The organism is Polaromonas sp. (genome assembly GCF_012927415.1).
Taxonomy (GTDB): Bacteria; Pseudomonadota; Gammaproteobacteria; order Burkholderiales; family Burkholderiaceae_C; genus Polaromonas.
Window position 1 is genome coordinate 24,687 of sequence record NZ_JABBPF010000036.1, and the last position, 21,904, is coordinate 46,590.

At 57.2% G+C, this 21,904-nt stretch carries 23 protein-coding genes; 3 read left to right on the forward strand and 20 right to left on the reverse strand.

Annotated elements, in window-relative coordinates:
• Window positions 1-9 precede the first annotated feature (9 nt).
• The 16 genes from lepA to HHJ19_RS04015 all read right to left on the reverse strand — a co-directional run bounded on the left by lepA (window position 10) and on the right by HHJ19_RS04015 (window position 15,812).
• Window positions 10-1,821, reverse strand: coding sequence for a translation elongation factor 4 (lepA, locus tag HHJ19_RS03940; RefSeq protein WP_296904253.1), 1,812 nt, complete (start codon window positions 1,819-1,821; stop codon window positions 10-12).
• A 586-nt stretch (window positions 1,822-2,407) separates the two neighbouring features.
• Entirely contained in the window at window positions 2,408-3,865 is a 1,458-nt protein-coding gene (locus HHJ19_RS03945; protein ID WP_296904255.1) for a DegQ family serine endoprotease, read from the reverse strand.
• A 127-nt stretch (window positions 3,866-3,992) separates the two neighbouring features.
• A complete protein-coding gene (locus HHJ19_RS03950) occupies window positions 3,993-5,159 on the reverse strand; it encodes a MucB/RseB C-terminal domain-containing protein (protein WP_366929381.1) in 1,167 nt (388 codons plus the stop codon).
• On the reverse strand, window positions 5,160-5,789 hold the full coding sequence (locus HHJ19_RS03955) for a sigma-E factor negative regulatory protein (RefSeq protein ID WP_296904257.1): 630 nt from the start codon (window positions 5,787-5,789) through the stop codon (window positions 5,160-5,162).
• Window positions 5,790-5,876: 87 nt separating this feature from the next.
• Window positions 5,877-6,512: an RNA polymerase sigma factor RpoE gene (gene rpoE / locus HHJ19_RS03960; RefSeq protein WP_296904259.1), complete on the reverse strand. Its 636-nt coding sequence runs from the start codon at window positions 6,510-6,512 to the stop codon at window positions 5,877-5,879.
• Entirely contained in the window at window positions 6,509-7,030 is a 522-nt protein-coding gene (locus HHJ19_RS03965) for a hypothetical protein (RefSeq protein ID WP_296904261.1), read from the reverse strand. The genes rpoE and HHJ19_RS03965 overlap by 4 nt, the downstream gene beginning before the upstream one ends.
• A 54-nt stretch (window positions 7,031-7,084) precedes the next feature.
• Window positions 7,085-8,329, reverse strand: a complete 1,245-nt coding sequence (fabF, locus tag HHJ19_RS03970) for a beta-ketoacyl-ACP synthase II (protein ID WP_296904263.1) — start codon at window positions 8,327-8,329, stop codon at window positions 7,085-7,087.
• A 74-nt stretch (window positions 8,330-8,403) separates the two neighbouring features.
• Window positions 8,404-8,643, reverse strand: a complete 240-nt coding sequence (gene acpP, locus HHJ19_RS03975; protein WP_011484542.1) for an acyl carrier protein — start codon at window positions 8,641-8,643, stop codon at window positions 8,404-8,406.
• Between the two features lie 167 nt (window positions 8,644-8,810).
• Entirely contained in the window at window positions 8,811-9,557 is a 747-nt protein-coding gene (gene fabG / locus HHJ19_RS03980) for a 3-oxoacyl-ACP reductase FabG (RefSeq protein WP_296904265.1), read from the reverse strand.
• On the reverse strand, window positions 9,554-10,504 hold the full coding sequence (gene fabD, locus HHJ19_RS03985; protein WP_296904267.1) for an ACP S-malonyltransferase: 951 nt from the start codon (window positions 10,502-10,504) through the stop codon (window positions 9,554-9,556). The genes fabG and fabD overlap by 4 nt, the downstream gene beginning before the upstream one ends.
• Window positions 10,505-10,593: 89 nt before the next feature.
• Complete coding sequence (locus HHJ19_RS03990; RefSeq protein ID WP_296904269.1) at window positions 10,594-11,241, reverse strand: hypothetical protein; 648 nt, start codon at window positions 11,239-11,241, stop codon at window positions 10,594-10,596.
• Window positions 11,225-12,631, reverse strand: a complete 1,407-nt coding sequence (locus HHJ19_RS03995; RefSeq protein WP_296904271.1) for an exo-alpha-sialidase — start codon at window positions 12,629-12,631, stop codon at window positions 11,225-11,227. The genes HHJ19_RS03990 and HHJ19_RS03995 overlap by 17 nt, the downstream gene beginning before the upstream one ends.
• A gap of 48 nt (window positions 12,632-12,679) precedes the next feature.
• A complete protein-coding gene (locus HHJ19_RS04000) occupies window positions 12,680-13,657 on the reverse strand; it encodes a beta-ketoacyl-ACP synthase III (protein ID WP_296904273.1) in 978 nt (325 codons plus the stop codon).
• A 9-nt stretch (window positions 13,658-13,666) separates the two neighbouring features.
• Window positions 13,667-14,779 carry a phosphate acyltransferase PlsX gene (gene plsX, locus HHJ19_RS04005; RefSeq protein ID WP_296904275.1) on the reverse strand — a complete coding sequence of 371 codons (1,113 nt, stop codon included), beginning with the start codon at window positions 14,777-14,779 and terminating at the stop codon, window positions 13,667-13,669.
• An 84-nt stretch (window positions 14,780-14,863) separates the two neighbouring features.
• Entirely contained in the window at window positions 14,864-15,046 is a 183-nt protein-coding gene (gene rpmF / locus HHJ19_RS04010) for a 50S ribosomal protein L32 (RefSeq protein ID WP_296904277.1), read from the reverse strand.
• 220 nt (window positions 15,047-15,266) lie between these two features.
• Window positions 15,267-15,812 carry a YceD family protein gene (locus tag HHJ19_RS04015; RefSeq protein WP_296904279.1) on the reverse strand — a complete coding sequence of 182 codons (546 nt, stop codon included), beginning with the start codon at window positions 15,810-15,812 and terminating at the stop codon, window positions 15,267-15,269.
• A 25-nt stretch (window positions 15,813-15,837) separates the two neighbouring features.
• On the opposite strand from HHJ19_RS04015, the gene HHJ19_RS04020 reads away from it, so the two are divergent.
• Together HHJ19_RS04020 and HHJ19_RS04025 are read left to right on the forward strand one after the other, a co-directional pair.
• A complete protein-coding gene (locus HHJ19_RS04020; protein WP_296904281.1) occupies window positions 15,838-16,509 on the forward strand; it encodes a Maf family nucleotide pyrophosphatase in 672 nt (223 codons plus the stop codon).
• On the forward strand, window positions 16,506-17,273 hold the full coding sequence (locus HHJ19_RS04025) for an SAM-dependent methyltransferase (protein ID WP_296904283.1): 768 nt from the start codon (window positions 16,506-16,508) through the stop codon (window positions 17,271-17,273). Before HHJ19_RS04020 ends, HHJ19_RS04025 begins: the two co-directional genes overlap by 4 nt.
• Window positions 17,274-17,354: 81 nt before the next feature.
• Here the strand turns inward: HHJ19_RS04025 and HHJ19_RS04030 are convergent, their stop codons facing one another.
• Genes HHJ19_RS04030 through HHJ19_RS04045 form a run of 4 tightly spaced genes read right to left on the reverse strand, consistent with a single transcriptional unit; the run spans window position 17,355 to window position 20,629 of the window.
• Window positions 17,355-18,437: a S49 family peptidase gene (locus HHJ19_RS04030; protein ID WP_296904285.1), complete on the reverse strand. Its 1,083-nt coding sequence runs from the start codon at window positions 18,435-18,437 to the stop codon at window positions 17,355-17,357.
• Window positions 18,438-18,458: 21 nt separating this feature from the next.
• Window positions 18,459-18,824: a Rieske 2Fe-2S domain-containing protein gene (locus tag HHJ19_RS04035; protein ID WP_296904287.1), complete on the reverse strand. Its 366-nt coding sequence runs from the start codon at window positions 18,822-18,824 to the stop codon at window positions 18,459-18,461.
• A gap of 18 nt (window positions 18,825-18,842) precedes the next feature.
• Window positions 18,843-19,502 carry an HAD-IA family hydrolase gene (locus HHJ19_RS04040; RefSeq protein WP_296904289.1) on the reverse strand — a complete coding sequence of 220 codons (660 nt, stop codon included), beginning with the start codon at window positions 19,500-19,502 and terminating at the stop codon, window positions 18,843-18,845.
• A 53-nt stretch (window positions 19,503-19,555) separates the two neighbouring features.
• The gene (locus HHJ19_RS04045; protein ID WP_296904300.1) at window positions 19,556-20,629 is read right to left on the reverse strand and encodes an RluA family pseudouridine synthase; all 1,074 of its coding nucleotides are present in this window, start codon (window positions 20,627-20,629) and stop codon (window positions 19,556-19,558) included.
• 736 nt (window positions 20,630-21,365) lie between these two features.
• Here HHJ19_RS04045 and HHJ19_RS04050 point away from each other — a divergent pair.
• The coding region (locus HHJ19_RS04050) for a S1 RNA-binding domain-containing protein (protein ID WP_296904291.1) at window positions 21,366-21,904 on the forward strand (539 nt) is incomplete at its 3' end.

Sequence of the window (21,904 nt, forward strand, 5' to 3'; positions counted from 1 at the left end):
CGCCGCGCATCAATCTTCCACCTGCAATATGGCGAGGAAGGCCTCTTGAGGCACCTCCACCGAACCGATTTGTTTCATGCGTTTTTTACCCGCTTTTTGTTTTTCGAGGAGCTTGCGTTTGCGTGAAATGTCGCCGCCGTAACACTTGGCAATCACATTTTTCCGCAAAGCCTTGATTGTCTCACGCGCAATAACGTTGGCCCCAATGGCTGCCTGGATCGCCACGTCGAACTGCTGACGTGAAATGATTTCGCGCATTTTGGCCACCACAGCCCTTCCTCGGTAGGCTGACTGGCTGCGATGAACGATGATGGATAAGGCATCGACTTTTTCGCCATTGAGCAAGATATCAACCTTGACCACATCGGAGGCGCGAAACTCCTTGAACTCATAGTCCATCGACGCATAGCCCCGCGAGACGGATTTAAGCTTGTCAAAGAAGTCGAGCACGATCTCGCCCAGCGGCATTTCGTAAGTCAGCATGACCTGTTTGCCGTGGTAAGCCATGTTCAACTGCACGCCCCGTTTCAGATTGGCCAGTGTCATGACGGCGCCAACATAGTCTTGCGGCATGTATAGATGCACGGTGACGATGGGCTCGCGAATCTCGTTGACCCGCCCGGCATCGGGGATTCTCGAGGGGTTCTCGACCCTGATGATTTCTCCGTCGGCCTTGAGCACTTCATACACCACGCTGGGCGCGGTCGTGATCAGGTCCTGATCAAACTCCCGCTCCAGCCTTTCCTGAACAATTTCCATGTGCAGCAAGCCAAGAAAGCCGCAGCGAAAGCCAAAACCAAGCGCCTCGCTGACCTCGGGCTCGTAATGCAGCGAAGCATCATTGAGCTTGAGCTTTTCAAGCGCATCGCGCAGCGACTCGTACTCGCTGGCTTCCGACGGATAAAGGCCGGCAAATACCTGTGGCTGGATTTCCTTGAAACCCGGCAGTGCCTGAGTCGCAGTGAAAGCAGCGCCACCGCTGCCAGCCTTGATCTGGGTGACGGTGTCGCCTACGCGCGCGGCCTGAAGTTCCTTGATGCCAGCAATCACAAAGCCCACCTCGCCGGCTTCGAGTGACTGGCGCGCTTCGGTGTGAGGCGTAAAGACACCGAGTTGCTCTGCGCTGTAAGTTGCTTCGCTGGCCATCAGCTTGATGCGGTCGCCCTTGGCCAGACGGCCATCTACCACGCGCACCAGCATGACGACGCCTACATAAGCGTCGTACCAGCTGTCAATAATCATCGCGCGCAGGGCGCCGTCGGGGTTGCCCTTGGGCGCCGGGATGAGGGCCACCACGGCTTCGAGAATCTCGTCAATGCCCATGCCGGTCTTGGCGCTGCAGGGAATCGCATCGGTTGCATCAATGCCGATCACTTCCTCGATTTCCTGCTTCGCGTTTTCGGGGTCAGCCTGCGGCAAATCCATTTTGTTGAGCACCGGCACGACCGTCACGCCGAGGTCGAGCGCGGTATAACAATTTGCCACGGTCTGCGCTTCAACACCCTGACTTGCATCCACTACCAGCAACGCACCCTCACACGCAGATAGTGAGCGACTGACTTCATATGAAAAGTCAACGTGGCCCGGTGTGTCGATCAGGTTGAGGTTGTAAACCTCGCCGTCTCGTGCCTTGTAGTTCAGCGAAGCGGTCTGCGCCTTGATGGTTATTCCACGTTCTTTCTCGATGTCCATCGAGTCGAGAACCTGCGCACTCATCTCGCGATCCTGCAAGCCTCCGCAACGCTGGATGAGCCGGTCTGCCAGCGTGGATTTACCGTGATCAATGTGCGCAATGATCGAAAAGTTTCGGATGTGATTCATCAACGGGAACGCCTAAGTGCTTGTTTGTATTGCGAAGAGATGAAAAGCCAATCGCGATGGCCATAAAAAAGGGCGCGTCTCGATGTGACGCGCCCTGAACCAACAATCTATGGCAACTGCGATAGTTGGAGCTTCATTGTAGGCAAAAAGCCGCCAGCGAATAGTCCCAAAACGGCCATATTTTTGTCGTTGCAGGCTTGCAACAAGAAACTTATACACAACTTATTCACAATTTTATACTGTTTGGCTTTGGGTAACTTGTGGGCAATCCGTAGATTGGCACTGATTAGAACTAATCTCTCGAAAATACCGCCAGTCATCAAAATCGACACAGCCAATCCAGTCACAAATTCTGATTTATTTTAACCAAACTTGGTATCAATCGTGATTTCATGTTAGCGAACACCAACAAGAAAACCAGCAAAACCCTGCCCGTTTAACGACTTTTCAAAATTTGCTTTTGAATGCTGGTGCACTTTAAGAAATCAAGCTTTCTGGACTTCTGGAAACCTTCAAAACTCACGGCGCCCTTAGAGAAACCCGGCAACGGATCTGCTGGGTGCGGTCAACCGAGAGTAGGGAGAAATCAACGCGTCGGCTTGATCACCGCATACTGGGCAAACTCACCACGCCGTACTAGCACCGTCACGGGTTTGGCCTTGCCAGCTTTGAGCAGCGCAGCTTCAAACTCTTTCACACTGGTGATTTCAGCGTTTGCCATCTGGATAATCACATCACCCTCACGCAGACCAGCCTTGGCCGCCGCACCTTCGACCGCGTCAACTTTGACGCCGCCCTTGATCTTGAGTTCTTTTTTCTGGGTGTCGTTTACCTCGCTGACGGCGAGGCCCAGCGCATTTGAGGGGATTGCCACAGGTGGCGCGGCCTCTGTTCCTGACACCTTTCGGGCAGGCTTTTCGGCTTCGACTTCTGCAATCGCAACCGACAGGTCCTTGGTCGCACCGCGCCTGAATACGGTCACGACAGCCTTGGTGCCGGGCTTCACGTTGCCGACCATGCGGGGAAGGTCGCTGGCTTTCTCAATCGGCCTGCCGTCAAACTTGATGATAATGTCGCCAGCTTCCATACCGGCTTTCTCTGCGGGTGCTCCGCTTTCAATTCCCCTTACCAGCGCGCCCTGCGCTTTGCCCAGACCAATGGACTCGGCCACGTCTTTGGTAACCTGGTCAATCTGCACACCGATGCGTCCGCGCGTAACCTTGCCGCTGTTGCGCAGCTGGTCGGATACACGCGTCGCCTCGTCAATCGGGATTGCAAAGGAAATACCCTGAAAGCCTCCAGAGCGGGAATAGATCTGGCTATTGATACCCACCACCTCTCCGCGCATGTTGATCAGCGGACCACCCGAGTTGCCCGGATTGATGGCCACATCGGTCTGGATGAAAGGCAGGTAGTCGCCGGTATCACGCTGTTTGGCACTCACAATGCCTGCGGTCACCGTGTTTTCCAGGCCAAACGGCGAACCGATGGCCATTACCCATTCACCGACCTTCAGGCGATTGATGTCACCGATTTTTACGGCGGGCAAGCCTGTTGCATCGATCTTTACCACCGCCACGTCGCTGCGCTTGTCAGTCCCGATGATTTTGGCCTTGAATTCACGCTTGTCGGGCAGGGTAACCATGACTTCATCAGCGCCCTCGACCACATGTGCATTGGTCATGACAAAACCGTCAGTGGTAAGAATGAAGCCAGAGCCCACGCCGCGAGGCTGATCTTCATCGGGCTGGGCCCGGTCTGGTCGCGGGGCGCGGGGCATATTGGGTGGAACGGGAATGCCGAAACGCTTGAAAAATTCAAGCATTTGCTCGTCGACACCGCCCGCAGTCGACGCTTTGACTTTTTCCAGGGTGCGGATGTTGACCACCGAGGGCCCCACCTGCTCAACGAGATCCGTGAAGTCGGGCAGTGTGCGGTTTTGCGCCCAGACGGGGGTCACGGGAAGTACGGCAACCGTGGTGGCTATGGCCATCACACTGGCAGCCAGGAAAGGTCGCAAGGGTTTCAAGTTCAATTCAAGCATCGTCAGCCTCGTCGTAAATAATCGGGGTCAGCAAGCCGGCCATGCCGGTAAAAAAAATCGGCGGGACAAAAACAAGCACCGCCAGGCGGCAAACTTCTTGCGAAGTAGCAACAGCATTCTTGCTTGTTTATTTTTTGTGTTCCAGCCCGTTGGCGAAAAGCAGCAAGGTCGTCACGGGCACTTCTCCCATTACCGTAATCCAGTAGGGTTCAATCAATCGTGTCATCGTCTGGGTAGCGCCCATTGACAGGGTGGACTCCCGGTAGTGGCGCTGCCGGTCAAGCGGCTCGACAAAGATGGAAACGGAGGCCAGGCCGTCGGAAAAAACCCACTGCAAAGGATCTCCACCGGAAGCTCCATTTTCTGCTGCAACCGGCCGTTTGTAGCAACTTACAGACTTGAAGCCGGCGACAGGCGCCTTCAGCGTCCAGCCTTCAGCGCTAGCGGTGGTCTTGACCAGTACCGTCTTTTCGACACGGTAGCCCTCTAACTTGCCCATCATCTGGACAAGCTTGTCCATTTTCACGGGTGCATCAAGTTCCAGCTCTGAAAATGCGGCCTGTTCAAGCAATTTCCCGTCGGTATCCAGTGTTTGCAGTTTCACAAGCAGTCCACTTTTTCGCTCGGTCCAGACGCGATAGCCAAAGCGCAGCCTGTCTCTGGGTACAAGACCTAGAATGCTGGTTTCGACGCCGGCCACCCTGTCAATCCCCTCTTCCCGGACCTTGTAGTAATCGGCGATATGGCTGTCAGCCGCTTGGAGTAACTCAGGGAATAGCCCCAATGACTCGCGTTTTTCGCTGCGAACAAGCTTTTGGTCAGGCATGAAGGTAACGACTTGGTCGTTATGCCTGAAAATTGATCGCGGTGCGCCCGTCAGCATTTCTACCCGCTCCATCTGCTGATTGCCTTCGCATACATGCCATATTTTGGCGCTTGTCATGATGCCACCCGCCGACACCACGAAGGTTCCGATATAGTCGCGCTTTTTTGAACCCTGGTGAATGCGCATCAACCAGTCGTTGAGAGACCTTGAGTCGGCAGCCGCCGTGGATGCCGGGAGGTTCGCCTCCTGGCCAGCCGCTTCGCGCGCCTTCACCGTTGCGCCAAACTTTTCCTCGGTGGGCGAAACAACATTTCTTTGGGATGACCCGGCGACCAATTTTGTGGCAATCGAGGCGCCTTGGGCTGCTACGTAACTCATAGCGATGAGTGCCGATAAACAAAGGACTACATCGCGAAATTTCTTGAAATTCATGAGAATGTGACGATTTTTTCGTAACTCAGCTGCCATTTAGCGACGCGCGTCCTGCTGCATCTCGAAAGTGGCATTTCTCAAAAATCCCGAGGGTTCCTGCAAGGCTGAAGTCCCGCCCAATTGCTTGTGCGCCGACAACAATTCCTCGAGCCTGGCATCTCTCACCATCGGGCCCTGCGGGGAAGCAACGATGACTCGCGGGGGCGAGGCCTGGGCCAGTTGCGGCGCAGCAGCGAAGCCCAGAAGGCCCGATGCATTCCATGCAATGGCTGAAATCGCTGCCAGAGAGGCCAGGCCCGCCACCAGTTTCCAGCGAAAATTTCCATCATTGGACGCCGCACCACGATGATGAGACACCGTTGCCGCCACCCCTACCGGTTTACCCGGAGTCACTTTTACCAAGCCGGGCGCCAGATCAATCCGTCGCTCTCCGACAAGACGCTTGTTGAGCCGACTGACAAATGCCAACCCAGCGTCCCCGGATATGGAATAAGCCGTTTGCCCTGGCGAGCGCAAAACATCGCCAATCAGGTGATAAGTGTTCCAGCAGGGCAGCGCGGACTCGTCAAGCCGACAGGTCTGAAGCGCTTGCGCAAACTCTTCCCCTTCCAACTGACCATCGGCCAAGGCAGAAATGAGTTCGCTGGTTTGCAAAGACGGTTTCATGATGTTCATGGCAGTAACGTGCCGGTATTTAAATAACTGTAAAACTGGCCCTGGTTCATCGTCCTCACGGCAGATGCACCCAAGATTTCACCAGCGTTTTCCCGACTGGTTTTCCAGCAAGGGCTTGACCTTCGCCGAAATCGCTTCCCGTGCTCTGAAAATGCGGGACCGTACCGTGCCTATAGGACAAATCATTGCTTCCGCAATTTCCTCATAACTCAAGCCTTCGATCTCACGCAGAGTGATCGCCTGCCTGAGCTCTTCAGGCAGAGCCTCCATGGCCGCGTTAATAATTTCGGCGATTTCCTTGCTGGCCAACACCGCATCTGGAGTTTCTGAAGTTGTTAGTTCGTTTTCGAGCGGGGAAGTTTCATCGTCGTCCGCTGATTTGTAGGCATTTTCGGAGACTGTAGGATTGCGTTTGAGGTCCATTAAGGCTTTTTTTGCAGTATTCACCGCAATTCGGTAAAGCCAGGTGTAAAACTGGGACTCACCCCTGAACTGGGCTAGAGCCCGGTAAGCGCGAATAAACGTCTCTTGGGCGATATCCTCCACCAAGTCCACGTCGCGAACCATGCGTCCAATCAGCCGCTGGATGCGCCGCTGGTATTTGATAACCAACAGCTCGAAAGCTTTTTGATCACCTGCTACAGTGCGCTCCACCAGTATGGCATCGCTATCGGCTGCGTTTTCGGGTGACACGGGGGGCAGATCGGTGCTCATGACTTTACTCGCGATACTTCAACCAGAGGCATAGCGTCGGATACTGCCACAACCGGCGGCGACAAGTCGTGCTGCTGCGGGGATGCAGGCCCTTTGCGCGCAGAATAGACCGCACGACGCAAATCCAGCCAACGCTCCGGGAAGGCACTTCGCTCCATCCACAGCCACAAGCTGGCGCTTGCCTGGTTCTCCAGCCTCAACAGCAACATGGACTGAAAATCGGCAATGACGTAAAGTTCGTGTTCTGCGATTCCGGTCTGGTAGCTTGCGCTCTCCCAACGCCAGACTTCACCGTTCCACACCAGCTGGCCGGTCGGTGTATTGCTCCAGCCCGCCCGCGCGGCCACGCCGGCACCCAGCACGGCCGCAAATGCCAAACCCACTCGCCAGTCGAGTCGCTGGCCGAGATAAAGCCATAACAACGCCAGCAGCAGCCCCGCAAGCCACAACGCCAGCAACAATCGGCTCAGAAAACGCGAACGCCCCAGCGGATAAACGACCGACGGGGCGTTGTGCATGGTCAAGGCAGTCAGTGGCTTGGCGCGTATTGGAACCGTGGACGGCCAAGCACCTCAGACTCGCTTGAATACCAGAGTGCCATTGGTACCACCGAATCCAAAATTGTTCTTGACCGCGACATCGAGGTTGGCATCACGCGCCGTGTTGGCGCAGAAGTCGAGATCGCATTCCGGATCCTGATTAAAGATGTTGATGGTGGGCGGTATCTTCTGGTGATAGAGCGCCAGCACAGTAAACACCGACTCAATGCCGCCAGCGCCTCCCAGCAAGTGCCCGGTCATTGATTTGGTTGAGCTGACCACCATGTCCCTGGCATGAGCACCAAATGCCGCCTTGATGGCGTTGGTTTCATTCAAGTCACCCAGCGGTGTGGAGGTGCCATGGGCATTGAGGTATTGAACCTGGTCGGCATTGACGCCCGCGTTTTTCAATGCCATGGCCATGGAGCGGCGGGGACCATCGATATCTGGCGCGGTCATATGATGAGCATCAGCACTCATGCCAAAGCCAATGACTTCGGCGTAAATTTTTGCGCCGCGTGCCTTGGCATGCTCGTACTCTTCCAGCACCACAACGCCTCCACCTTCACCCAATACAAAACCATCACGGTCTCTGTCCCAGGGGCGTGACGCTGTTTTAGGATCTTCATTACGGGTCGAAAGCGCACGGGCCGCAGCGAAACCGCCGATACCCAGAGCTGATACCGTCGCTTCAGCCCCTCCGGCCACCATCACATCGCAGTCGCCGTACTCGATCATGCGCGCCGAAAGGCCAATTGCATGCAGGCCTGTGGTGCAGGCTGTCACGACCGCAATGTTTGGCCCCTTGAAGCCAAACTTGATAGACACGTGGCCGGAAATCATGTTGATAATCGTGGCTGGCACGAAAAACGGCGAAATGCGGCGCGGTCCGCGATTCACGAGTTCACCGTGCATCAGCTCAATCATCGGTAAACCTCCGATGCCCGAACCAATATTGCAACCGATGCGGGTTGCCATCTCGTCGCCGAGAGCTTCTCCGGTCGGCAAACCGCTATCAGCCACCGCCTGACATGCTGCCGCCAGGCCCAAATGGATGAAACGATCCATGTGTCGCGCTTCTTTTTCAGGAATGTAATCCGTGATGTTGAAACCCTTGACCTCACCGGCAAATCTGCAGGCAAGATTACTTGCATCAAATTGGGTAATCAAGTCAATGCCGGGCGTTCCGGCAAGCACGTTGGCCCAAGAATCGGCGACGGTATTTCCCACCGGGCTGACACAACCCAGACCTGTCACGACGACACGACGACGGTTCATTCACAAATCCTGAAAAAAACCTGAAAAGACCACAAATGGCTATTCAGGTTGATGACGACAAAAGCGCAAAAGCGTTAGGCTTTTTGGTGCGTGTTCGCGTAGTCGATCGCGTTCTGGACGGTCGTGATTTTCTCGGCATCTTCGTCGGGAATTTCAATACCAAACTCGTCTTCCAGTGCCATCACCAGTTCTACGGTGTCAAGCGAATCAGCGCCCAAATCGGCCACAAAGGCTTTTTCGCTGGTGACTTGACCTTCTTCTACGCCAAGTTGTTCGGCAATGATTTTCTTAACGCGTGCTTCGATATCGCTCATAAATCCCTCTGAGGGTTGTAAATTAATCCGTGATTTTACCGCGTTGGAGCTGATGCCCCAAGCACCGGGCCGGACGGAGAGAAACCGGCTTCGATTTTCTTTACTTCTAACACTATCGGGCTGCTATTTTCCTGGAAACGGCAGCGCAAATACTTCTGGCAAAACATCTACATGTACATGCCACCGTTGACGTGAATCTCTTGGCCCGTGATGTAAGCCGCCTTCGGACTCGCGACAAATGCCACGGCGTGCGCAATATCCTGAGGCTTGCCAAGGTGGCCCAGCGGGATTTGTCCCAGTAATGCCTTTTGCTGCGCTTCAGGCAACCGGGCCGTCATGTCGGTTTCGATAAAGCCTGGGGCGATGCAGTTGACCGTGATGTTGCGCGAACCCAGTTCGCGCGCCAGCGCACGCGTCATGCCGGCTACGCCCGCTTTGGCAGCAGCGTAATTAGCCTGCCCCGCATTACCCGACGCGCCCACGACAGAGGTAATGCTGATGATGCGGCCATAACGCTGTTTCATCATGGTGCGCATGACCCCACGGCTCATGCGGAACACCGCTTTCAGATTGGTGTCCAAAACCGCATCCCAATCATCATCCTTGAGGCGCATCGCCAGCATGTCTCGCGTAATGCCGGCATTGTTCACCAACACTTGCAACCCACCGTATTCTGCGACCAGACTGTCAATGAGCCCTTCGACTGCAGCCGCATCATTCACATCCAGCTTTCTGCCGACACAGCCGGGAAAAGCGGCGAGCGTGTGGCTGATTTTTGCGGCCCCCTCATCGGTGGTTGCAGTACCCGTCACTTTCAAGCCTTTGTGGGCCAGGTCCAGCGCAATGGCTGCACCTATGCCGCGCGACGCGCCAGTGACCAGCGCCACCTGCCCTTCGAACTTCATTTCACTCATGCCAGTATTTCCTTCACTTGCGCCAACGAGGCCGGATCATACAGGGGCGCGCCCGTTAAACCGGAATCAATTCTTTTGACCATGCCGGCCAGCACTTTGCCGGGTCCGCATTCAATGAAGGTCGTCAGTCCCCGCGCCTTGATGGCTTGCACGCACTCAACCCAGCGCACCGGCCCGAACGCCTGCCGGTAGAGCGCCAGCCGGATCCGTTCAGGGTCAGTTTCGGCGGAAACGTCAATATTGTTGATGACGGGGATTTGTGGCGCTGAAAACTCGATGTCAGCCAGTTTTTTTCTGAGCTTTTCGGCCGCCGGCTTCATCAAACTGCAATGAAAGGGCGCGGAGACCGGCAAGGACAGGGCACGTTTTGCCCCGCTGGCCTTGAGGATTTCACAGGCTTTTTCGACCGCAGCCTTGCTGCCGGCGATCACGGTTTGCAGTGGGTCGTTAAAATTGACAGCTTCCACCACTTCAGGCGTGTTCGGCCCAAAGGTTCTCACCGCTTCGGCGCAGCCTTCAATGACGCTGGCAGCGTCCATGCCCAGAATAGCCGCCATGGCGCCCTCACCGACCGGGACAGCATCCTGCATCGCCCGCGCCCGAAAGCGAACCAGGGGCGCGGCCTGCGTCAGCGACAACACGCCAGAGGCCACGAGCGCGGAATATTCACCCAGGGAATGACCCGCCACCGCCGCCGGTGCAACACCTGTTTCAGTCATCCACACCCGATAAGCCGCTACAGCGGCCACCAGCATGACCGGCTGCGTGTTGGTGGTCATGGCCAGCGCTTCCTTGGGGCCGTTTTTGATGAGCAGGCCGACATCTTCAGCCAGTGCGTCGGAAGCTTCCGCCAGGGTTTGCCTGATCACTGGATGGTCGCCCCAAGCATCCAGCATGCCCACAGACTGTGAGCCCTGACCAGGAAAAACAAAAGCAAACAATTTCAAATGATCACTCCGGTTATCAATCGCAAAAATGAATTGCGCTCATTGTAGAAAGATGCCGGACAGCCGCACCACATTTTCATCGCGCTTCATCAGAACCGCTGCGGCTGGATGACCTTGGCAGCCGCCCCAGGCCATCTGAATTGAAGCAGCAACCCTTGCGCGCCAGTCTTCATGCATTGAAAAAACGCGGCTATCACCAGCCAGGGGTCAACAAGGTAGTCCCATAGATTGGCCGACTCCATCAGACCCGCACTCCAGGCCAGCAGCGACAGCCCCACCAGCATCGGCAGAAGCCGAAATCCTTTACTCAAACACAGCAGAGACAACCCGAGCAGCGCTAGCAACATGCCGTATGAGCCCCATCCGGCGCGATAAACATCCCAGTCGCCCCAACCAAGGGAAAGGGGATATAAAAATATCGCAGTGGCGGCGACTGCCCCATACAGTGCGATTTTTTCCCGCTGCGCGACGGCAGGAACCCCAAACAGCCGTTGGCACAAACCCAGACAAGCCAGCGAGACTAGCGTGACGCTTAAATCCGAACTCACGCCGCGGATATACGCCAGGACCGGCAGCTGCGCTGCACCCACCGGAAGCCAGAAAATTACGAAGCAGACAAGCGCGATCCAGTTGGTCCAGCAGCCCATTCCACGCTTGCCGTTCAGTAGTCGCAAACCTCCGGCGCACAACACCAGATCAATGCCAAGCAAGGCCAGCAGATCAGTTAGCGGGGGCATGGTTTATGGATACCGGGGCAACCGGCACAGTTTGAGGGACTTGAAGAACTAGCAAGGGATCAAGCCGGACATGCTTGATGCGGCTGCGGTGCCATGTGTAAACCAGGTGAAGGTAACCATCACGGCTTTGCAGCAAATAAGGGTAGGAGAACTCCTGGGAGCAAGTCTCAGCGCCACACAGCTGACGCCTGGCGCTGGCGATATAGGCCCGCGCCTGTGCTCCACTGGCACCACCGGCCTTGAGTTCTTCGTCCAGCACGCGCTCGTAATCGCTGATTGAGAGGCGCGTTTGGGGCGTGGCGGACGACTCCACGACCCACGGCTTCACACCATCAAAGGAGCCTCCCGCATGAGTGTGCAACAGTGCCAGAATTTCCCGGTTTTTGGAATCCGGGTTCAAGGCAAGCCATTGCTGGCCGGTTGCAGTCACCACCCCTGCAAGTGCCGAATCCGGGTTGGGCCAGCTGGCGGCATGAGTGACCGACCAGGTTTTGCCAGCATCGTCCGTCGCTGACGTCATCAGGGCTGTGGCACGGCCGGAGCGCATATATATCTGCGCGTGTTCGGGGTCGGCTACCAGCAGCACCGGTTGCAAGCTGGCCTGGCTGCCGGGGATGCGGGTTTTGTCAAGAATCTTCCCCTCAGGGCTGATACGCAGAATTTCTGCAAATTTACTGACAAACTCGTGGTAGACCGGCAATCCGATTTCACCGTTTCGGTAAAAGACCGGTGCGCCTTTGACGAGGGTGCTGATATTGAGAAATGGTGAGGTCACCAGCCTTGCGGGATCGCTCCAGCTTGCGCCTTCATCGCCAGACCGCGCCCAGGTGATGGAACTGCCTGCCCAGCCGCCCAGCGAAACATTCACCATCCAGAGCATGAGCGAACCATCCGGCGCGCGGGCAATCACCGGATTGCCGATTTTCTTGACGTAACGCCAAAGGCCGCGCTGAAGTCTCTTCCGCTCAAAGAGCGTGCTTTCAGCACTCCAGCGTAGACTTTTGGCGTCCATCACGGCGCTCTTGATGGCCACATCCGCAGCCCCCTCACGTGAGCCAGAAAACCACACCGCCCGCAAACCACCATCGCGCAACTCGACCACCGAGGCCGCATGCACGGCTTCGCCGGGTGTGGAGGAAACAAAGCCCGCGTCAACCCGGAAGCGGCGATCCGCAGACAGCTTTGGCGGTGGCTGGCTAGCCGTCACGGGGGTTTCGGGAGCCGCATGTCGAGCATTCGTCGATGCTGCCGTCGGCTGCTTGACAGTGGCGAAATTTTCGGCAGGAGGGCGTCCGGCAATTTTCCATCCGGCCAAAACAAAAGCCACAACCAGGAATAGCGCGGCAAAGCGGTCCTTTTGCACGGTGCGGTGTGGCAATTGGAAATTCAAGCGGCCACCTGTCTGTCAGAGGTCAACCGACTGGTCAATGCAGCCATCTCAGTATTTGAGAAGCACTGCACCCCAAGTGAAGCCGCCGCCCACGCCTTCCAGCATCAGGACGTCGCCTTTTTTTACCTTGCCACTTCGAACGGCATCATCCAGCGCCAGAGGGATCGACGCAGCCGAGGTGTTGCCATGCTGATCTACGGTGACAATTACTTTATCGAACGGCATCTTTAATTTTTTGGCAGTGCTTCGCATGATGCGAATATTGGCTTGATGCGGAATCAACCAATCGATATCCGCCGCCGTGAGATTTGCCTTGGCCAGGGTTGCACGTGCCGCGCTGTCAAGCACGCCTACTGCCAATTTAAACACCGCCTGTCCGTCCATTTTCAGCAGCGGATTCCCAAGCACATGACCGCCCGAGACATGACCGGGAACGCACAAAATATCGACATGCTTGCCATCGGCATGCAGGTCGCTGGCAAGAATGCCGGGAGTGTCCGACGCCTCAAGAATTACCGCACCCGCGCCGTCGCCAAACAGAACACAGGTGGTCCGGTCGGAGAAATCCAGAATGCGCGAAAACACTTCTGCGCCGATGACCAGCGCCTTGCTGGCCAAGCCTGTCTTGATCATCGAATCGGCGATGGTCAACGCATAGACAAAGCCACTGCAAACTGCCTGCACGTCAAAAGCAGGGCAACCCGCAATGCCCAGCTTGTTCTGCAAAATGCAGGCTGCCGAAGGAAATACCATGTCGGGTGTAGACGTAGCAACAATGATGAGGTCAATCTCGGCGGGTTGCAGCCCTGCCGCTTCAAGCGCGTGTTTGGCGGCCTCCACGCCCAGATCGCTGCTGGTGACGTCGGGCGCCGCAAAGTGGCGCGCCCGAATGCCGGTACGCTCCACGATCCACTCATCCGATGTTTCAACGCCCCTGGCCGCGAGCTCGGCCGCCAGATCGACATTGGTCAGTCGGCGCGGTGGCAAGTAGCTGCCAGTGCCGGTAATGCGTGAATAACGGGTCATTACTTTAAATTAGTGTGCAGTGGTCGAACCGTGTGGGTCAGCCGGCAAGGTGGCAAGCACAGGAACCATCTCGATTAACGTGGCGGGCCTTTTCGCGCCCAGCAGGGGCGCAGCATGCGCGATACGTTCACGAACCCTTTCCAGCAAATTGTTCCGAGCAGCATCATAAGCCCGATTCAGTGCCCGCTCAAAGGCGAACGCATCTGCCGAGCCATGGCTCTTGAAGACGAGGCCCCGCAGGCCAAGAAGTGCGGCACCGTTATAGCGCCTATGGTCAAACCGCTTTTTAAACGCGCTCAACACAGGATACGAAAGGAGCGCCGCAGCTTTGGTAAAAATATTGCGTGAAAATTCTGCCTTGATGAAGTCGCCAATCATGTTGGCCAAACCCTCACTGGTCTTGAGCGCTACATTTCCAACAAATCCATCGCATACAACAATATCGGTAGTGCCCTTGAAGATGTCGTTCCCCTCGACATTCCCAAAAAAATTGATATCGCCGCAGTTAGATGCCGCCTGCAATAATTTGCCCGCTTTCTTGATCATCTCACCACCCTTTATCGCCTCTTCGCCGATATTGAGCAGGCCCACGCTGGGCGCCGGATTATCGTCAATGGACGCCACCAGCGCCGAGCCCAAGACTGCAAACTGGAGCAGGTGGTCTTCGGTGCAGTCCACATTGGCACCCAGATCAAGCACGGTGGTAGCCCGGCCAGCTGCATTGGGCAGCTGGGAGGCAATTGCCGGCCTGTCGATACCGTCCAGCGTTTTGAGCACGTAGCGCGCAATCGCCATCAGGGCGCCAGTGTTGCCCCCGGATACGGCAGCCTGGGCAACACCCTCGCTAACCTGATTCAAGGCCACCCGCATGGATGAATTTTTTTTGCGCCGGAGCGCGACTTCGATTGAATCGTCCATCGTCACAACCTCACTGGCCGCGACGATCTGGCATCGGGCGTGTGCCTGCAGCCGGGAGTACAGCGGGTGCACCGCCATGAGTTCAGGCTGGCCCACCAGTAGCAACGCGGCTTCAGGGTGGCCCTCCAGAAATGCGAGGCTCGCAGGCAGTGTCACCGCAGGGCCTACGTCCCCACCCATGGCATCGACAGCAATCCTGATCATGAGAAGACTGCGGACGTCAAAATTTTAAATGGAGCAAAAGAAAGGCCCGCAGGATGAGTGCGGGCCAGTACCTGAAACCCGGAATTATGCTTCGGCTTTGGTTTTCAACACCTTGCGACCACGATAGAAACCGGTGGGGCTGATGTGATGGCGCAAATGGACTTCACCGGTGGTGGATTCCACAGCGATGCCTGGCACGTTCAGTGCATTGTGCGAGCGGTGCATACCGCGCTTTGAAGGGGATTTTTTGTTTTGCTGGACAGCCATGATTCGCTCCTGACGGGGTGTGGTGTTGGTTAATTACGCACCAAATTTCAGTTTCTGGTGACTGGAGCCCTGCATCAGTCTGCAAGGGGCAACAGCGCTACCTTGGTACGCGAAGCCCCAGATTATAGCGTGAGACTCGGCAATTTCCGACAAGGCCTGACCGGGCTGTTACGCGATGGCCACGAACGAGCGCGTCGCAATCGAAAAAATCAGTATTTCTTCACTCATTTTTCTTCTTGAGCCCGGATAGCACCGCAAACGGATTCGGCTTCTCGCCAGTTTCAGCCGAAAGTTCCTCATCGCCGGCCCGCAACACCGGGGGGACAGGGCACTCGTCATGCATCGGCACCAGCGGCAGCGCCATCAGCAACTCATCTTCCAGCACGGCCAGCAGGTCAAACTGCGGCTCCATCACCAGCAGGTCCTCTTCAGACTCATCGTCTTCCGCCATCGCAATCTCTTCAGTTGCCACAAAGCGGTACCACTGGTCCACCTCAAGCGGCGCGGCGACAGTGGCCATGCAGCGCTGGCAGATCAGGGCAACCGACGTTTTGGCTTGCAAATGCAACCAGACATCGTCTTCGGCACCAGAACCCGGCCGCAACTCTGCGCTGGCCTGCCAATTCACACAAGAATCGGGCTGAACGACTTGCACCTCATGGGCAAGACGCTCCATATCTTGCAGCAAAGTGGTTCCGGTGAGAGGTACGCCTTCAAGGGCTAAGGCCTGCATGTTGAGCCTGCTGGCTTGATTAAATTGGGACATGTCTGCAGTGTAAGAGAATCAAGGCATGAATCCTGTATCTCGTCCAGCCGCCGAATCTCCAGCGCTACCCCACATCACACCTGCCAGCCAGCCAGTATCCCGATCGCTGGTACTGGGCTCCACCTCACGTTACCGCTGCGAACTGCTGCAACGCCTGCAAATCCCGTTCGATGTGGCCGCGCCAGATGTCGATGAAAGTCCTTTGCCGGACGAAAATCCGCGCCGGCTGGCCGAACGCCTGGCGCTGGCCAAAGCCCGCGCGGTGGCAAATGGTTTTCCGCACGCCGTCGTAATTGGCTCCGACCAGGTGGCCGACCTCAATGGCCTGCCGCTGGGCAAGCCAGGCAATCATGAACAGGCCGTCGTTCAGCTGCGCCAGATGCGTGGGAAAACCGTGATTTTTCAAACTGCGGTCGCCGTTGTGTGTCTGGAAAGCGGCTTCGAGCAAAGCAGTTTGGCGGCGGTCCGGGTAAAGTTTCGCGAACTCGCCGATGACGAGATCGAGAACTACCTGCGCGCTGAGCAGCCTTATGACTGCGCCGGCAGCGCCAAAAGCGAAGGCTTGGGCATCGCGCTGCTCGAGTCCATTGAGAGCGACGATCCGACCGCGCTGGTCGGCCTGCCGCTGATCCGCACCTGCAACATGATTCGGGCTGCCGGCGTCGCCCTGCTGGCCGGCAAGAAAGTCAAGCCATGACCGCGATCGCCAAGGGCAAGCTCTATCTGGTCCCGGCACCACTTGATTTCGGCTGTGACGTGCAAGCCCCGCTGCAGGACGTGATGCCCTTGAGCTCGCTGCAGGTCGCGGCCCGGCTCTGCTGCTGGATCTGCGAAAACGCAAAAAGCACGCGCGCCTATCTGAAGCGTATTAACGAACTGCAGCCCTTGTCCAACCCGGTGCAGGCGCTACAGATTCAGGAGTTGCCACGCGAAGTTCACAAAAAGGGGGACCACACCGGCAACTTCGATGCGCGGCCGCTGCTGGTCGCGGCGATGGAAGGCCGCGATATGGGTCTGGTGAGCGAAGCCGGCATGCCGGCCATCGCCGACCCGGGTTCGTCGGTGGTCCGCGCCGCGCATGATCTGGGCCTGCAGGTGGTGCCGCTGACCGGGCCGATGTCGCTGATGCTGGCGCTGGCGAGCAGTGGCCTCAACGGCCAGAATTTCGCCTTTGCCGGCTACCTGCCGCAAGATCTTTCCGGCCGTGCCCAGCGCATCAGGGAACTGGAATCGCTGGCTTTGAAAACCGGCCAGACCCAGCTTTTTATTGAAACGCCCTACCGCAACGCGGCACTGTTGCAAGGCCTGCTGCAAACGCTTCAGGGCAACACACGGCTCGCGCTGAGCTGCGGCCTGACGCTTGGAACCAGCATGTCCCGCAGTGCGCCGGTGAGCCACTGGAAGCGTGACAAGCCGACACTCCCGCTCGATCTTCCTACCGTGTTTTGTATTGGGCGCTGATTGCTTGCGGCTGGCCAACGCACATCAAGGATCCCGCGACTAGCGGAAATAGCAGGATTTTTGATCAGCTAAAAAAAGCGCTCAGCGCAGCGCCGGAATCGCCTTGAATGCCTTCATTGCGCCCTCGCCCATCGCCGCGCCAAACTTCTTGGCCAGGCGTTCTGCCACATTGTCACGGCGGGTGTAATCAATAATTTCCTCGGCCTTGACCACTTCCCGGGCGACATAGTCCAGATTGGCCAACTGGTCAGCCAGACCCAGATCGACCGCCTGCTGACCACTCCAGAACAGGCCACTGAACATCTCCGGCGTTTCTTTCAGACGCTTGCCGCGTCCTTGCTTGACCACCGTGATGAACTGCTGATGAATCTGGTCCAGCATGGCCTGCGCGAACACACGCTGCTTGTCGCTTTGCGGGCTGAAGGGGTCAAGGAAGCCCTTGTTTTCTCCGGCGGTCAGCAGGCGGCGCTCAACGCCCAGCTTGTCCATCAGGCCGGTAAAACCAAAACCGTCCATCAGCACGCCGATGCTGCCTACTATGCTGGCTTTGTCGACGTAAATCTTGTCAGCCGACACGGCGATGTAATAGGCAGCTGAGGCGCAGGTCTCTTCCACGACGGCATAAACCGGCTTTTTGTATTTGGCCTTCAGGCGCAGGATTTCATCGTTCATCATGCCGGCCTGGACCGGGCTGCCGCCTGGAGAATTGATGAGCAGCACAATGCCCTTGGAACCCTCATCTTCAAACGCTGCACGCAGCGCAGCATTGACAAACTCGGCACTGGCATCGGCGCCCGCGGCAATTTCCCCCTTAATCTCGATCACCGCCGTGTGAGGCGTGCTTGCATCGGTGGTTGCGGCACTGCGATGAAAGGCCAGCCAGACCAGAAAAACAAAGAATGCCAGCCAGGACATGCGAACCAAGGTTTTCCAGCGGCGCGTGGCTTTTTGCTCATTGAGCGAAGCAAACGCCAGTTTTTCCAGCGTCTCGCGCTCCCACCCCGGGCCACCGGACGGGCCAGCTCCCGACGTTTTTGATGCTACGAAATCAGGAGCATCAGGTAACCGTGAGTATTGGACATCAGGCTGATTTGGCTGAAATGTGGGCTCTTTTGGAAACTCTGGGGAAGGGTCGGGGTTGCCGGTGCGGTTTGAATCGTTCATGGGACTAGTTTAGAGAAGTATTTAAAACAGGACGGGCTTGAGGTTGTAAGCAGCATGCCAAAAAACCACACCGGTCCACTCGGAAAGCGTGATTTTGACCAGCCCGCCGCGGCACGGACCACCTGCGCATTGCCCGGTATCGGGCCGGTAAGCCGCACCATGACTGGCGCACAGCAACCATTGGCCACTCGCGTCAAAGACGCGGTTGGCCTGCCAGTCCAGCTCCATCGCCACATGGGTGCAGCGGTTCAGGTAGGCCTGCGGCTGACCCTGGTAGCGCACCGCGAAGGCGCGGCAGGTCTGTCCGGCATAGATGATGTCAAAAGGCACAGCCAAGCCGCTCTCCAGCAAATCCGAACTATTGCAAAGTAGCTGCAGTTCACTCATGGTTGCTCGAGCTGCGAATTAACCGTTGACTAGCAACCAATCATGCAACTGCCGCACCGAATGCGCCACATGAAGGGGTTTAAGAACCGTAAATGTCTCAGGCTCATGCGCGCCGTAGCTCACGCCGACACTCGGGCAGGCGGCGTTCAGTGCCATCTGCAAGTCATGCGTGGTGTCACCAACCATCAGTACGCGGTCTGCCGGGAGGTCAAACTGTGACATCAGCTCATGCAGCATCAGCGGATCGGGTTTGCCGGCCGTCTCGTCGGCGGTGCGGGAGCCGTCAAAAACGTCTTTCAGCTCGACGCTTTGCAGCGCCTCGTCCAGCCCGTGACGGGATTTTCCGGTGGCCACCGCCAGCAGATGGCCACGCGCCTTCAACGCATCGAGTAGCGGCAAGACCCCCGCAAACAGGCTAAGGTCGTTGAAGTGCCGTGCGTAATGGTGACGATAACGCTCACCCAGCTGGGGGTATTTTTCAGGCGGCACGTCGGGCGCGGCGTGCGCCAGCGCCTGCATCAGGCCCAGCCCGATGACATAAGCCGCAGCCTTCTGGGTCGGCTTTTTACCACCCACGTCGCATACCGCCGCCTGGATGCAGCGCACGATGATCTGGGTGGAGTCGAACAGCGTTCCGTCCCAGTCAAAGGCGATCAGGTCAAAGTTTCGTGTGTCCATGCACGGATTGTCGCTGGCCGAAGCGCTTTGGCATGACTTGCTGGTCGAATTCCTCAGGATTTCTCAGTCTCTGCGGTGGGCCCGGAACAGGGCTCCACCGCGCGCGACGGCAAAAACTGCTGCAGCTCTTCGGGCAAGGCGGCTTGCAGTTGAATCGCTTTTCTGCTTTTAGGGTGGTTGAACTTCAGGCTCCAGGCGTGCAAAAACATGCGCTTCAACGATGCCGCCCCGGGGCTGCTGCGTTGCAGTGTCCGGTTCAGCTCGAAGTCACCGTATTTGTCGTCGCCTGCGATCGGATGACCAGCGCCTGCCAGATGGACGCGAATCTGGTGCGTCCGGCCGGTCTTGATGGTGACTTCCAGCAGGGTAAAAGGCGTCGCCGGCACCAGCGGACTGGCGGCGATGACAGATTTGACCTTGACCAGCGTGACTGAGCGCATCGCATCCGGATGGTCATTGGGCACGATCTTGACACGCCGCTCGCCATTGGGCAGCAGGTATTTGTGCAGCGCCTTGTCAATCACACGCTGGTTGGCGGGCCAGTTGCCGCTGACCAGCGCCAAGTAGACCTTGTCGGTCTCGCGCTCCCGGAATTGCTCCTGCAGCAGCTTCAAAGCCATGCGGCGCTTGGCAATCAGCAAAATTCCGCTGGTCTCGCGGTCCAGCCGGTGCACCAGCTCCAGAAAATCGGCCTCCGGCCTGGCCATGCGCAACTGCTCGATGATGCCAAAACTCACGCCGCTGCCGCCATGCACGGCCACACCGGCCGGTTTGTCGATCGCCAGCAAAAAATCATCCTCAAACAAAATCGGAAATTCGCGTGATGGCGCATGACCGCCTATGGTGGAACTCGCGCCGTGGCGCGCCACCACGGTCATGACTTGCAACATGGCTTGGGCCTTCTGTTCGGCCCGCTCTGACGTGCGCACCGGCGGCAGGCGCACGAGGTCCCCTGCCTCGACGCGGGTATCCGCATGCGCCCGGCCCTTGTTAACCCGGACCTCGCCGCTGCGGATGATGCGATAAACATGAGTTTTGGGCACGCCTTTCAGCTGGCGGATCAGGAAATTGTCGAGCCGCTGACCCGCGTAATCTTCGTCCACCGTGACCAGCGTTGCTTGCGCCATTGCCGGCGCAACAGCTTCAGAAATTTTGGGCACTGGCTGCGCTGGCAGAGCTTTTGTCTGGGGCTGAACTGCCGAAAAGATTGGCCTGGCCGGTGCTTTTGCCGGGCGCTTTGTCTTGCCTGACGCTACCCCTATAATGTATTTCACTAGCGATGCGCTGTAAGTAGTTGATTTGTCTGGAGTTTAATCCACGCCAATCCAAAGCCCCTGAAAAGGCCTGCAAACAGCCTCGCTGGAAGGTCGATGCCACTGGTGGCAATTGCCCGCGGGCGATGAGTGCCAGGCACCTCGCGACACGGGAATTGTTACGCAGACGAGGCGACGTTTTGCGAATACAACTACGGAATATTAGGTGTGCAGCCGCTAGCCACGGGCTGACGACTGCGCACGGATCCACGTGAGACCAAGTCCATTGACAGGAAGCCTCTGATGACAACACGGAACGGTCTGGTTTTTGCATGCCTGCGGCGCCTTTTGGCCCTGCTCTATGGCACAAATCAGCCTGTAGTCCATGTGCAACGGGCGCAAAAAGCTATTTTTTTTGTAGCAACCTCCTGCCGGACCCCTGCTCACGCCATCCACGCGCCCACGCCCAGACCACTTGGCTGACTGATTTTTCAGTCGGCCAGCGTGCTGTCAAAGGCTCTCCGGCAATTCCCCACGTTCGCATAGCGTTGCTCTTGGCGTCGTTGACCCATTTTTGGGCATTAGAACGAAGAACGACAAGGAATACCCGATGAAACGGATGCTGGTAAACGCCACTCAGGCAGAAGAACGCCGCCTGGCGATTGTTGACGGACAAAAACTCCTCGACTACGAAATTGAAATCGAAGGGCGCGAGCAGCGCAAGGGCAACATCTACAAGGCTGTCGTCACACGCGTCGAGCCATCACTTGAAGCCTGTTTTGTCGACTACGGCGAAGACCGCCACGGTTTTCTGCCCTTCAAGGAAATCTCGAAGCAATACTTTGCGCAAGGCGTACCGGTCAGCCAGGCGCGCATCAGCGATGTGATAAAGGAAGGCCAGGAACTGCTGGTCCAGGTCGAAAAGGAAGAACGCGGCAACAAGGGCGCGGCGCTGACGACTTTTGTATCTCTGGCCGGCCGCTATGTGGTGCTGATGCCCAACAACCCGCGCGGCGGTGGCGTGAGCCGCCGTATTGAGGGCGAAGACCGGGCCGACCTCAAGGAAGCCATGGACCAGCTGGAATACCCTGGCGGCTCCAGCATCATCGCCCGTACCGCCGGCATTGGCCGCAGCGCACCCGCATTGGA

Coding starts and splice junctions, on each gene's coding strand:
- HHJ19_RS03945 (WP_296904255.1), bottom strand. CDS start 3,865: ATGCTTGAATTGAACTTGAAACCCTTGCGACCTTTCCTGGCTGCCAGT.
- fabF (WP_296904263.1), bottom strand. CDS start 8,329: ATGAACCGTCGTCGTGTCGTCGTGACAGGTCTGGGTTGTGTCAGCCCG.
- fabG (WP_296904265.1), bottom strand. CDS start 9,557: ATGAGTGAAATGAAGTTCGAAGGGCAGGTGGCGCTGGTCACTGGCGCG.
- HHJ19_RS03965 (WP_296904261.1), bottom strand. CDS start 7,030: ATGCACAACGCCCCGTCGGTCGTTTATCCGCTGGGGCGTTCGCGTTTT.
- rpoE (WP_296904259.1), bottom strand. CDS start 6,512: ATGAGCACCGATCTGCCCCCCGTGTCACCCGAAAACGCAGCCGATAGC.
- acpP (WP_011484542.1), bottom strand. CDS start 8,643: ATGAGCGATATCGAAGCACGCGTTAAGAAAATCATTGCCGAACAACTT.
- HHJ19_RS04015 (WP_296904279.1), bottom strand. CDS start 15,812: ATGTCCCAATTTAATCAAGCCAGCAGGCTCAACATGCAGGCCTTAGCC.
- HHJ19_RS04035 (WP_296904287.1), bottom strand. CDS start 18,824: ATGAGTGAACTGCAGCTACTTTGCAATAGTTCGGATTTGCTGGAGAGC.
- HHJ19_RS04000 (WP_296904273.1), bottom strand. CDS start 13,657: ATGACCCGTTATTCACGCATTACCGGCACTGGCAGCTACTTGCCACCG.
- HHJ19_RS03990 (WP_296904269.1), bottom strand. CDS start 11,241: ATGCCCCCGCTAACTGATCTGCTGGCCTTGCTTGGCATTGATCTGGTG.
- plsX (WP_296904275.1), bottom strand. CDS start 14,779: ATGATCAGGATTGCTGTCGATGCCATGGGTGGGGACGTAGGCCCTGCG.
- HHJ19_RS04040 (WP_296904289.1), bottom strand. CDS start 19,502: ATGGACACACGAAACTTTGACCTGATCGCCTTTGACTGGGACGGAACG.
- HHJ19_RS03950 (WP_366929381.1), bottom strand. CDS start 5,159: ATGGCAGCTGAGTTACGAAAAAATCGTCACATTCTCATGAATTTCAAG.
- rpmF (WP_296904277.1), bottom strand. CDS start 15,046: ATGGCTGTCCAGCAAAACAAAAAATCCCCTTCAAAGCGCGGTATGCAC.
- HHJ19_RS04025 (WP_296904283.1), top strand. CDS start 16,506: ATGACCGCGATCGCCAAGGGCAAGCTCTATCTGGTCCCGGCACCACTT.
- HHJ19_RS03955 (WP_296904257.1), bottom strand. CDS start 5,789: ATGAAACCGTCTTTGCAAACCAGCGAACTCATTTCTGCCTTGGCCGAT.
- HHJ19_RS04045 (WP_296904300.1), bottom strand. CDS start 20,629: ATGGCGCAAGCAACGCTGGTCACGGTGGACGAAGATTACGCGGGTCAG.
- HHJ19_RS04020 (WP_296904281.1), top strand. CDS start 15,838: ATGAATCCTGTATCTCGTCCAGCCGCCGAATCTCCAGCGCTACCCCAC.
- lepA (WP_296904253.1), bottom strand. CDS start 1,821: ATGAATCACATCCGAAACTTTTCGATCATTGCGCACATTGATCACGGT.
- HHJ19_RS04030 (WP_296904285.1), bottom strand. CDS start 18,437: ATGAACGATTCAAACCGCACCGGCAACCCCGACCCTTCCCCAGAGTTT.